Below are 13,004 nucleotides of genomic sequence, written 5' to 3'. Positions count from 1 at the left end.
GCTCGGCTCAGTCCTCCGTGCCGTCGAAGACCCTGCGCAGCAGGTCCTCCGGGGTCAGCGAGTCGATCTCCGTGGTGGCGGGCTCCGGTTCCGCCTCAGTGGTCTCGGCCAGCGCCCTGAGCGTGTCCAGCAGGCCCGTCGCGCGCAGCCGGGCGATCGGGACGCTCGCCAGCACGCGGCGGATCTCGGCGTCCTCGTCGGGCTCGGCTGTCCCGTCGAACAGCAGCTCGTGCAGGTGCTCCGCCAGCGCGGCCGGGGTCGGGTGGTCGAACACCAGCGTCGGCGGCAGCTCCAGCTCGGTGGCCGCGCCCAGTCCGGTGCGCAGCTGGAGGGCGGCGAGCGAGTCGAAGCCCAGCTCGCGGAACGCCGTTCCACTCGGTACCGCGTCCGCTCCTCGGTGCCCGAGCACGGTCGCGGCCTGGGTCCGCACGAGCCGCAGCACCGCGCGCCGCTGCTCCGCCGCAGGCAGATCCGCTGTCCGCCGCAACCACTCCGAGGGCTCCGCGCGGACGTGCACCAAGTCGGTGAGCAGAGGACTCGGCCGGGCCGATGTGAACCCCGTGCCAAAGCGGTCCCAGTCGACGTCGGCGACCACGAGGCACGGGCTGCCGTCACCGACCGCCTCGGCCAGCGCCTCGACCGCCGCAGCGGGGTCCATCGGCGCGAGACCGCCCCGGGCCAGCCGGTCGCCGATCTCCCCCTCCGCCATGCCGGCCTCCGCCCAGGGACCCCAGGCGATGGAGGTCGCGGGCATCCCGGCGGCACGCCGCTGGACGGCGATCGCGTCGAGGTGGGCGTTGGCCGCCGCGTAGTTCCCCTGCCCCGCGCTGCCGAGCGTTCCCGCGAGCGAGGAGAACAGGACGAACGCGGAGACGTCCGGACACAGCTCGTGCAGGTTCTGTACAGCGTTCACTTTGGGACGCAGTACCTCGTCGAGCCGCTGCGGGGTCAGCTCGGTGAGCAGGCCGTCGTCGACGACACCCGCCGCGTGCACGACGGCGTCGACCGGGTGCTCGTCGAGCAGTTGCTTCAAGGCGTCCCGGTCGGCGGCGTCGCAGGCCACGATGGTCACCTCGCAGTCGAGCGCCTTCAGTTCGGCGGCGCCGGGAGCGTCCGGGCCACGGCGGCTGATCAGGATCAGGTGATCGGCGCCGTTGCGGGCGAGCCAGCGCGCGGTGTGCGCACCAACAGCCCCAGTACCACCGGTGACCAGCACCGTTCCGCTCGGCTTCCACCGCCCTCCGCCCGGCGTGCTTCGGCGGAGCCTGCGCGCGGAGATCCCTTCCGGCCGCACCGCGACCTGGTCCTCGTTGCCAGCCAGCGCAGCCGCGAACCTGCGTGCTGCGGTGTCGTCGAGGACGTCGGGCAGGTCGATCAGCCCGCCCCACGTACGCGGGTGCTCCAGCGCGGCGACTCGGCCGAGCCCCCACAGCTGCGCCTGCTTCGCGTCCGCGATGGACTCGGTTTCCCGCGCCGCGACCGCACCCCGCGTCACGCACCACACAGGCACACCCGCGCGGAGCAGGTCGACAGTGGCGGTGACGTCGTCGCTCAGGGAGACGATTCCGGCCGCGCCGCTCAGTTCGTCGGATCGCCGAACCGTCGCGCCGTGTGCTTCCAAGGCGCGCTCGATCGCGGTGTCTTCGCCAAGGACCACCCACTCCCCGCTCAGCACGGGTGCTTCCGGCTCCGGCAGGACCTGCCATTCGGCGCGGTACCACCAACCATCCACAGTGGACAATGAGTTGTCGAGCCAGTAGCGCTGGCGTTGGAACGGATAGGTGGGCAGCTCGATCCGCCGCGCACCGGGGAAAACGGCCTCCCAGTCCACTTCGGACAGATGGCCGAGCGCGGTGATCACCGACTCAAGCTCGGGATGTCCGGCGCGCAGCGTCGGCAGGAAGACCGCGTCCGGCACGCACTCGGCGCCCATCGGCGTGAGCACCGCGTCCGGGCCGATCTCCACGAACACCTCAGCCCGGGCCGCGCGCACCATGTCCAGGAACCGCACTGGTTCGCGAACCTGGCGCACCCAGTACTCCGGATCGGTGACATCCCCGGGCATCGCGATCTCGGGCTTGGCGAACGTCAGCCCCCGCACGACCTCGCGGAAGTCGTCGAGCATCCCGTCCATGTGATGCGAGTGGAACGCGTGGCTCACGCGGAGCTTCTTGTGCTTCCAGCGTTGCGCGAACTCCTCCACCACCGCATCTCCGGACAGAACGATTGCGTTGGGCCCATTGACAGCAGCGAGGCAGACGCCCTCCGGCAGCTCTCCGATCTCCTCGACGCTGGCCTGCACCGCGACCATCACGCCGGGCGGCATCGCCTGCATCAGCCGCGACCGCGCCTCCACCAGGACACACGCGTCATCCAGCGACAACACACCAGCCACATGCGCAGCGGCGACCTCACCAATCGAGTGCCCAGCAACAAAATCCGGCCGGACACCCCACGACTCGAACAACCGGAACAACGCCACCTCAAACGCGAACAAAGCACGCTGAGCATTCACGGTTTGATCGAGGTCGTCACCGATATCCAGGCCCACCGCGTCGTACGCAGCAGCGAAAACCGGATAGACACGCAGGTCGCGGCCCATCCCCGCCCGCTGCGAACCCTGACCGGTGAACAAGAAACCCAGACGCCCGGCGGGAATCTCCACGACCGGCGCTTCACCACGCGCGAGCGCTCGCAAGCCGTCACGTCCGCTGGCGACCGCACGGTGGCTCAGCCTGGCACGCGTGGTGGCGAGGGAGAAGCCGACATCGCGCGGGTCGGCGTCGACGGTCAGCAAGCGTCGGGCCTGCTCGCGCACAGCCGCTTCGCTGCGCCCCGACAGAACCCAGGGCACGACGCCGGTCGCCGGAGCGCGCTCGGTTTCGACATCGCGCGGCCCCTCTTCAAGGATCACGTGCGCGTTGGTCCCGCTGATGCCGAAGGAGGACACAGCAGCCCGACGTGGACGCCCCACCTCCGGCCACTCAGCGGTCTCGGTCGCCAGCCGTACCGTTCCGGCCGACCAGTCCACATGGGACGTCGGCACATCGACGTGCAGGGTCTTCGGCACCGTGCCGTGCCGCATGGCCTGGACGAGCTTGATGACACCGGCGACCCCGGCCGCCGCCTGAGTGTGGCCGAGGTTGGACTTCACCGATCCCAGCAGCAGCGGCAGTTCCCGCTCCGCACCGTAGGTCGCCAGCACCGCCTGCGCCTCAATGGGATCGCCCAACGTCGTGCCGGTTCCGTGCGCTTCCACAACGTCCACTTCAGACGGTTGGACGCCCGCGGCGGCGAGCGCGCGGCGGATGACTCGTTGCTGCGCGGGACCGTTCGGTGCGGTGAGGCCGTTGGAGGCGCCGTCCTGGTTCACCGCGCTCCCCCTGATCACCGCCATGACGGGGTGCCCGTTGCGGCGCGCGTCGGACAGGCGCTCCAGCAGCAGCATCCCGGCACCTTCTGACCAGCCGGTTCCGTCCGCCGCGTCCGCGAAGGGCTTGCAGCGGCCGTCCGGGGCCAGTCCTCGTTGGCGGCTGAACTCGACGAACGCGCCGGGCGTGGCCATGACGGTGACGCCTCCGGCCAGGGCCATCGAGCATTCGCCCTGGCGCAGCGACTGCGCTGCCCAGTGCAACGACACCAGCGACGACGAACACGCGGTGTCCACCGTGACCGCCGGTCCTTCGAGGCCGAAGGTGTAGGACACGCGGCCCGAAGCGACACTGCCCGCGCTGCCGCTGCCGAGGTAGCCCTCGAACCCTTCCGGCGCGACGGGGAACCGAGCCGCGTAGTCGTGGTACATCGCGCCGACGAACACGCCGGTCTGGCTGCCCCGCACGGAGATCGGGTCAATGCCCGCGTTCTCGAAGGCCTCCCACGTGGTTTCCAGGAGCAGTCGGTGCTGCGGGTCCATCGCGGTGGCTTCGTGCGGTGAGATCCCGAAGAACGCGGCGTCGAAGTCGGCGGCGTCGTGCAGGAACCCGCCCTCACGGACGTAGCTCGACCCGGGACGGTCACCGTCGGGGTCGTAGGGGACGTTCCACCCGCGCCCGGAAGGAAATCCGGTCACCGCGTCGCGCTCCGCCAAGAGCAGGTCCCACAGCTCTTCCGGCGTCGTGACACCACCGGGGAAGCGGCAAGCCATCCCCACGATCGCAATCGGCTCGTCGACCGCGCGAACAACTTCGTCGGACGTTTTCTGTTGTGTGCCAGCCAGTTCAGCACGCAGATGATCGGCGAGCGCGATCGGCGTCGGGTGGTCGAAGAGCACCGTGGCGGGCAGGCGCAGCCCGAGTTCCGCGTGCAGCCGGTTGCGCAGCTCGACGGCCGCGAGGGAGTCGAAACCGCTGTCCAGGAACGCGCGGTCGGCGTGGACACGCTCCGGTCCCGGATGCCCGAGCACCGCGGCGGCCAGGCCGCGCACCAGCTCCAGCAGGTCGTTCTCCTCGCGCACTTCTTCCCGCGCGGTCGCGATTTCTGTCCACAATGGAGGGACGTAGTCCTTGGGCTCCACGCGCATGGGCACCAGCACCGGATCGCCGAGGGCCATCGCCGCGTCCAGCAGCGCCATGCCCTGCTCGGCCGTCATCGCCGCGACACCGGCGCTCTCCAGCCAGCCGCGGATCGTGTCGTCAAGCTCGGCGGTCATCTTGCTCTCGGGCCCCCACAGGCCCCAGGCGAGCGACTGCGCGGGCAGGCCCTGATCCCGACGGTGCTCGGCGAGCGCGTCCAAGTAGGCGTTGGCCGCCGCGTAGTTGGCTTGTCCCCCACCGCCCAGGTGGCCTGATGCCGAAGAGAACATCACGAAGGCCGACAGCTCGCGGTCGCGCGTCAGCTCGTGCAGGTGCCACGCCGCGTCGGCCTTCGGCGCCATGACCGCGTCGATCCGGTCCGCGTTGAGATCTTCGACCAGCGCGTCGTCGAGCAGGCCGGCCGCGTGCATGACGGCCGTGATGTCGTGCTCGGCGAACACCGCCGCCAGCGCGTCACGGTCGGAGACGTCACACGCGAGCACGGTGACGTTCGCATCGATGTCGTCGACATCGGCCTTTCCGCTGCGCCCCAGAATGACCAGGTTCCGCACCCCGTGCTCGGCGACGAGGTGCCGCGCGACGATGCCGCCGATGACACCCGTGCCACCGGTGATCAGCACGGTGTCGTCGGGCGTGATCACCGAGACGGGCTCGGGTTTCGGCGCGTGCACCCAACGCGGCACGTACAGCTCACCGTCCCGGACAGCCACCTCGGGCTCCCCGGTCCCCGCAGCGGCTGAGACCAGGTCGTCGTCCTCGCACTCCACCAGGACGAACTGGCCAGGGCGCTCGGTTTGGGCCGACCGGACCAGCCCACGGATCGCGGCCCCATTGAGACCGGGTTCCACCAGGATCGCAGTGCGCTCCTCGGCGGACTGCACGGCGCTGAGGGCGTCGTAGACCGAGGCGGGGCGGACGCTGCGGACCTCGACGTCCTCGCCGCGTTCGATCCGCAGCCACGCGACGCGGAACAACCAGTTCCCCAGGCGCGGTCGAAGCTTCCCGATCGGCCTGGTGGCCAACGAGTCCACCGAGATGACCGGTGTGCCGTCCACGTCGGTAGCGACGAGAGACACCGCACCGCCACCGAGCGGTGAGAGCCGGACGCGGAGCTTCCGCACGGACGTAGTCCCAATTGAGACTCCGTTCCAGGAGAACGGGACGCGAACCTGGCTGTCCTGCTCAGCGAGGGCGAAGCCGTGCAGGGCCGCGTCGAACAGCGCCGGGTGCACGCCGAAGCCCGCGATGTCGACGGCTTCGGGGAGTTCGACCTCGCACAGGACGTCGTCCCCGTCGCGCCACGCGGTCTTCACGCCTTGGAAGGTCGGTCCGTAGGCGACACCGATGCGCTCGTAGAAGCTCGTGATGTCCAGGGGTTCCTGCGGCGTCCACGGCTTCGCACTCAGCGGCGCGGCGGCCACGAGGATTCCCTCGGCGTGCCGCACCCCCTGCGAGGACACGGTCACTTCTCCGCCGGGGGCCACCTGAACCTGGACCGTGACGTCGGTTTCGGTCAGCACCAGAGGTTCGAGAATGGTCAGCTCGGCGAGCCGCCCGAACCCGGCACGGCGTCCGGCCGCGATGGCCAGTTCGACGAGCGCGGTCCCCGGCACCGTGGCCGCCCCGGCCAGGACGTGTTCGCTGAGCCAGCCCTGCGCGCGCAGCCCGCCGACCAGCACGTGGCCGCCGTCGTCGAGGTCGAGCACGCCCGTCATCAGCGGGTGTTCAGCAGACGGCAGGCCGACGCCGACCGTGGTCTGGTCCAGCCAGAGGCGCTCGTGGTGGAACACCGTCGTCGGCAGGTCCACGCGCCGCGCTCCTGGGAACAACACGGGCCAGTCGACGTGGATGCCGCGCACGTGCAGGTGCGCCAAGGCGGTGATCACGGCATCGGGTTCCGGCCGCTCGGGACGGAGTGTCGGCACGAACGCGGCGTCCTCCACGCATTCCGCGCCCATCGCGGTCAACACGGCATCGGGTCCCAGTTCGAGCAGCGTCCGGACCCCTTCGGTACGCAGTCCCTTTACCGCGTCGAGGAACAGCACGGGTTCGCGGACCTGGCGCACCCAGTGCTCCGGGTCAGTGACGTCACCGAGCATGCCGAGCTGCGGCCGGTTGAACGTCAGCCCGCGCACCACCTCGCGGAACTCAGCCAGCATCCCGTCCATGTGATGCGAGTGGAACGCGTGACTCACGCGGAGCTTCTTGTGCTTCCACCGAGCCGCGAACTCCTCCACGACGGGGTCACCAGACAGCACCACCGACGACGGCGAGTTCACCGCCGCGATGCACACCCCCGAAGGCAGCTCGCCCAGTTCCTCCACGCTGGCCTGCACCGCAACCATCACGCCGGGCGGCATGCTCTGCATCAGGCGCGACCGGGCCTCCACCAGGACACACGCGTCATCCAGCGACAACACACCAGCGACGTGCGCAGCCGCGACCTCACCGATCGAGTGCCCGGCGACGAAGTCCGGGCGCACGCCCCACGACTCGAACAACCGGAACAACGCCACCTCGAACGCGAACAACGCCCGCTGAGCATTCACGGTCTGGTCGAGGTCGTCGCCGATCTCCAGGCCCACCGCGTCGTACGCAGCAGCGAAAACCGGATAAACACGCAGGTCGCGGCCCATCCCAGCCCGCTGCGAACCCTGACCGGTGAACAGGAAACCCAGTCCGCCCTGGGTCACGGTCCCAAAAACGACCTGCGGAACGGAGGCACCCTCAGCGACCGCCCGGAGCCCGGCGAGGTGGTCGGACAGGACGACCGCGCGGTGCTCCCAGGCGGACCGGTTCGTGGCCAGCGAGAAGCCGACGTCACCGACTGCCTGTCCGTCCACAGAGGACACAAGTGCCGAGGCCTGAGCGCGCAGGCGCTGCGGACTCCGGCCCGACAGCAACCACGGCCCAGCCTCGCACCCGACTGCAGGCGCCAACGACGGCGTCGCCTCCAGGACGACGTGGGCGTTGGTCCCGCTTACGCCAAAGGACGACACACCGGCGCGGCGCGGACCGGTCCACGGCTGCTCCTCGGTGAGCAGCCGGACCGAACCGACCGACCAGTCCACCTGCGACGAAGGCTGGTCGACGTGCAGGGTGCGCGGCAGCACTCCCCGCCCCATCGACACGACCATCTTGATCACACCGGCGACACCGGCCGCGGCCTGCGTGTGGCCGAGGTTCGACTTCAACGACCCCAACCACAACGGAACCTCGCGATCCTGACCATAGGTCGCCAGAATCACCTGCGCCTCAATGGGATCACCCAACATCGTGCCGGTACCGTGCGCCTCCACAACGTCCACATCGGACGGTGCGAGCCCGGCGTTGTCCAGCGCGGCGCGGATCACGCGCTCCTGGGAAGGGCCGTTGGGCGCGGTCAGCCCGCTGCTCGCGCCATCGGAGTTGATCGCCGAGCCGCGCACGACGGCCAGCACCGGATGCCCGTTGCGCTGCGCGTCGGACAGGCGCTCCACGACCACGATCGCCGCGCCCTCCGCGAGCCCGGTGCCGTCAGCGGAGTCGGCGAAGGCCTTGCAGCGCCCATCCGGCGACAAGCCGCGTTGGCGGCTGAACTCCACCAGTCCGCCGGGTGTGGCCATGACCGACACGCCCCCTGCGACGGCGAGCGTGCAGTCCCCGGCCCGCAACGCCTGGCACGCCAGGTGAAGCGCCACCAACGACGACGAGCACGCGGTGTCCACAGTGATCGCTGGGCCCTCCAAGCCGAGGGTGTAGGCGACCCGGCCGGAAGCGATGCTGCCCGCGCTGCCGTTGCCGAGGTAGCCCTCCAGCTCACGCGGAACCCGGTGCAGGCGCGCGGCGTACTCGTGGTGCATGAGCCCGGTGAACACGCCGGTTCTGCTTCCCCGCAACGACAACGGGTCGATCCCGGCGCGTTCGAAAGCCTCCCACGAGGTCTCCAGCAGCAGGCGTTGCTGCGGGTCCATCGCGAGGGCTTCGCGGGGTGAGATCCCGAAGAACTCCGGGTCGAAGTCCGCCGCGCCGGCCAGGAACCCGCCGCCGCTGGCGTAACAGGTCCCCGGCAGTTCCGGGTCCGCGGCCAGGGCCGCGAGGTCCCAGCCGCGGTCGGTGGGCAGCGGCGAGATCGCGTCGGCGCCGCGGGCGAGCAGCTCGCCCAGCTGCTCGGGCGTGCTCACTCCGCCGGGCAGGCGGCAGGCCATGCCGATGATCGCGATCGGCTCGCTGCGCCGGGACTCGGCGGCGCGCAGCCGCTCGCGGGTCTGCCGCAGATCGGTGGTCAGCCGCTTGAGGTAGGCGAGAACCTTCTCGTCCGAGGCACCCGCGGTCATGGCTGCTCCAGCTCGTCGTCGATGATCGCGAACATGTCGTCGAGGCCCGCCGTCGCCAGCTCGGGCGAGGGCTCCCGCGTGGGGAGGCACGCCGCCGCCAGCGCCAGCAGCCGGGCCCGCGCCCGTTCCCGGCCGGGGTCCTCCGGTGGCAGCGCCATGACCAGCTTCTCCATCCGGTCCAGCTCGCCGAGCACGTCCACGCCCCGCCGCCCAGCGAGCAGGCCGCCGAGGTGTTGTGCCAGGGCGGCCGGGCTCGGGTGGTCGAACACGGTGGTCGCGGGCAGCCGCAGCCCGGTCGCTTCGCCGAGGCGGTTGCGCAGCTCGACCGCGGTGAGCGAATCGAGGCCCAGCTCCAAGAAGCCCCGCTCGGCGCCGACCGCGTCCACGTCGGTGTGCCCGAGCACGGCAGCGGCCTGCTTGCGCACCAGATCGACCAGCAGGCGCGGACGCAGGTTCTCCGGCGCGTCGGCGAACCGCTCCGCGAAGCCACCTTCGACCTGAGCCCGCACCGGCGCCCGCAGAATTCCGCGCAGCAACGGCACATCCCTGCCGCGCAGAGCGCCGAGGTCGAGCCGGATCGGCGCGAGCACGGGCTCCTCCGAGGCGAGCGCCGCGTCGAACAACGCCAGCCCCTCTTCCACCGACAGCGGCAGAACTCCCGCTCTGCCAAGACGATCCTCGTCGACACCGGTGGTCATCCCGCTCGGCGGCGCCCACCACCCCCAAGCCAGCGACTGCGCGGGCAGGCCCTCGGCGCGGCGGTGTTCGGCCAGCGCGTCAAGGAATGAGTTGGCCGCCGCGTAGTTGCCCTGCCCCGCGCCACCCATCAGACCCGCCGACGAGGAGAACAGCACGAACGCGGACAGCTCGCGCTCGCGGGTCAGCTCGTGCAGGTTCCACGCACCGTCGACCTTGGGCGCCAGGACCGAGGAAACCCGTTGCGGCGTAAGCGATCCGATCGCGCCATCGTCGAGCACTCCGGCGGCGTGGACCACCGCCGTGATCTCGTGCGCGTCGAACACTGCGGCCAACGCGTCGCGATCGGTCACGTCACAGGCGACGACGGTGACCTCCGCGTCCAGATCTCCTTCGACCACTCCGCTGCGCCCCAACAGAACCAGACGCCGCACGCCATGTTCGGCGACGAGGTGCCGCGCGATCAAGCCACCGAGCAGGCCCGTCGCTCCGGTGATCAACACGGTTCCCTCGAAGGTGGGCGGCGTCCCCCGTTCCGAGGACCGGGCGAGGCGCGGCGCGAACACCGCTCCCGACCGGATCACCACGTGCGGCTCGTCCGTGGCGACCGCCGCAGGCAGGAGGCTGAGGTCGTCGAAGTCGCACTCCACCAACGTGATCCGCCCTGGCGCCTCGGCCTGAGCCGACTTCACCAGCCCAGCGGCAGCGGCTGCGGCGAGGTCTCCGGTCCTGCTCACGACCACCAAGCGACAGTCGTCAGGGCGCGCCTGCACAAGCTCCAGCACGCGAGCGACCGCGTCGTGCGTGGCGCGCACGGGATCGTCGTCGTTGCTCTCCAGCAGGAAAGCCACGGCGTCGGGCAGCGCGGAGCTCTCCTCGACCAGCGAGTCCAGGTCGGGGAAGGTGCGCGCCGACTCCAGGGCCTTGGCCAGCCCGGCGTGCTCGCCGCCGAGGATCGCCCAGCTCCACGCGTGCGGTCGTCGCGGCGGCAGTTCGGTCCACACGACCCGGAACAGCGAGTCGGGGCCGACCTGGGTCACCGGCCGCGTCACCAGCGAGCCGATCGAGGCGACGGGCGCCCCGGTCGCGTCGGTGATCAGCGCGGACAGCCCTTCGCCGGCCGGGCGCAGTCGCACTCGCGCCGGTGTCCCGCGCCCGATCGACACCTCCGACCACGTGAACGGCAGCCTGACCTCGTCGTCCCCGCGCACCGCCATGGCTTGCAGGGCAGCGTCGAGCAGCGCCGGGTGCACGGCGAAGTCGCCGGTGACCTCAGCGGCGACCTCCGCGAAGACCTCTTCGCCGCGCCGCCACGCCGCCCGCAGCCCCTGGAAGGCCGGGCCGTAGTCCAATCCTGCCAGGGAGAACCGTTCGTACAGATCAGCGATGTCCACCGGCTCCGCGCCAACGGGCGGCCATTCCGCAAGGTGCTCCGTGAGCACCGCGTCGGCGGCGAGCACACCCGAGGCGTGCTGCACCCAGTCCTGCCGCCCGTTCTGCCGCGAAGAGATCGTCACCGAGCCGGTCGCATCGACCCTGACACGCAGCAGCACCGCGCCGTTCTCCGGCAGTACCAACGGAACCTGAAGCGCCAGCTCCGCCAGATGCGAGAGACCGCGCTCCCGTCCGGCCGTGATCGCGAGGTCCACCAACGCGGTCCCGGGCACCAGCACCGAGCCCAGCACAGCGTGATCGGCCAGCCAGCCGTGCGACTCCAGCGAGATCCGGCCGGTGAGCACGCACCCGTCCTCGCCGAGGTCGACCACCGCGCCCAGCAACGGGTGATCGGGCGAGGAGAGCCCGGCCCCTTCGACGTCGGCGACCGCCTGGTCGTCCAGCCAATAGCGCTTGCGGTCGAAGGCATAGGTCGGCAGGTCGACCCGACGGCCCGACCACTCCGGCCACCGCACGGCAACACCTCGCACGTGCGCTTCGGCCAGCGACATCGTCAGCCGCCTGAGGCCGCCGTCCCCCCGCCGCAGCGTTCCGAGCACGGACGCGTCGCCGACCGTGTCCTGAATGGCCATCGACAGCACAGCATGCGGGCTGACCTCGATGAACACCGTGCCAGGCCGGAGCAGCGAGCGCGTGGCCGCTTCGAACTCCACGGTCTGGCGCAGGCTGCGGTACCAGTACTCCGCGTCCAGCTCGACGGTGTCGAGCAGATCACCGGTGACCGACGAGCAGAACGGCACGGTGCAAGCGCGGGGCACGATCGGCGCGAGCGCGGTGAGAACGTCGTCGCGGATCGCCTCGACCTGCACGGAGTGCGAGGCGTAGTCCACCGGGATGCGCTTGGCCCGAGCGTCCTCGGCAAGGAGTTCGGCCAGCGCATCGGCGTCGCCCGACACCACCGTGGCACCGGGGCCGTTGACCGCCGCAACGGAGATCTTGCCGTCCCACCGCGCGATGAGGTCGCGGGTCTGCTCGACCGGGAGCGGAACGGACACCATGCCGCCCTTCCCGGACAGCACGCTGAGCGCCTTGCTGCGCAACGCCACCACCCGAGCACCGTCCACAAGGGACAGAGCACCCGCGACGCAGGCAGCCGCGATCTCGCCCTGGCTGTGCCCGAGCACCGCGCTTGGCTCGACGCCATGCGAACGCCACACCTCGGCGAGCGACACCATCACGGCCCACAGCACCGGCTGCACGACGTCAACCCGGTCGAAGTCACCGCGCCGCACTGCGTCGAGCAAGTTCCACTCCACGAACGGTTCCAGGGCCGCCGCGCACTCCGCCATGCGCTCGGCGAACACCGGGGAGGAGTCCAGCAGCTCCACCGCCATGCCCGACCACTGCGCCCCTTGGCCGGGGAAGACGAACACCACGTCGGGCTGCTCAGCCGCCGTGCCGACGATCAGGTTGTCAGCGGGTTCTCCCGCCGCGAGCGCGGTCAGGCCACGGCGGAACTCCGCGCGGTCCTCCCCGATCACCACGGCCCGCTCAGGCAGCGCGGCACGCCCGGTGATCAACGAGTACCCGACATCGGCCGGATGCTCAGCGTCCACAATGGACAAAAGCTCGGCAGCCTGCCCGCGCAGCGCGGACCCACCACGAGCGGAGACGACCCACGCGAGCACGCCGTCCTGCGGCTCGGCCGGAACCTCCTCCGGCCCCGCTTCGACGATGACATGCGCGTTGGTACCGCTCACGCCGAAGGACGACACACCGGCTCGACGCGGCCCGTCCCACGGCTGCGCCTCGGTCAGCAGCCGCACCGAGCCCGCCGACCAGTCCACGTGCGGCGTCGGCTCGTCCACCCGCAACGTCTTCGGCAGCACTCGGTGCCGCATCGCCAGCACCGTCTTGATCACACCAGCCACACCGGCCGCGGCCTGCGTGTGGCCGAGGTTCGACTTCAACGACCCCAACCACAACGGCGTCTCGCGGTCCTGGCCGTAGGTCGCCAGAATTGCTTGGGCCTCAATGGGATCGCCCAGTGTCGTGCCGGTGCCGT

At 70.8% G+C, this 13,004-nt stretch carries 2 protein-coding genes (1 of these 2 running past the window's edge); both read right to left on the bottom strand.

The features are described 5' to 3' along the window. Positions 1-7: 7 nt before the first annotated feature. A complete protein-coding gene (locus CCN37_RS41490) occupies positions 8-8,848 on the bottom strand; it encodes a type I polyketide synthase (RefSeq protein WP_086821073.1) in 8,841 nt (2,946 codons plus the stop codon). Next, positions 8,845-13,004 carry the 3' end of an SDR family NAD(P)-dependent oxidoreductase gene (locus tag CCN37_RS13380; protein WP_371504113.1) on the bottom strand. The gene runs 5,908 nt beyond the window's last position, so only the last 4,160 of its 10,068 coding nucleotides appear in the window; its start codon lies beyond the right edge, outside the window; it ends in the stop codon at positions 8,845-8,847. Before CCN37_RS13380 ends, CCN37_RS41490 begins: the two co-directional genes overlap by 4 nt.

It is taken from the genome of Allokutzneria sp. NRRL B-24872 (assembly GCF_002155965.1).
GTDB lineage: Bacteria > Actinomycetota > Actinomycetes > Mycobacteriales > Pseudonocardiaceae > Allokutzneria.
This window is presented reverse-complemented; position numbering and strand designations above follow the sequence as displayed.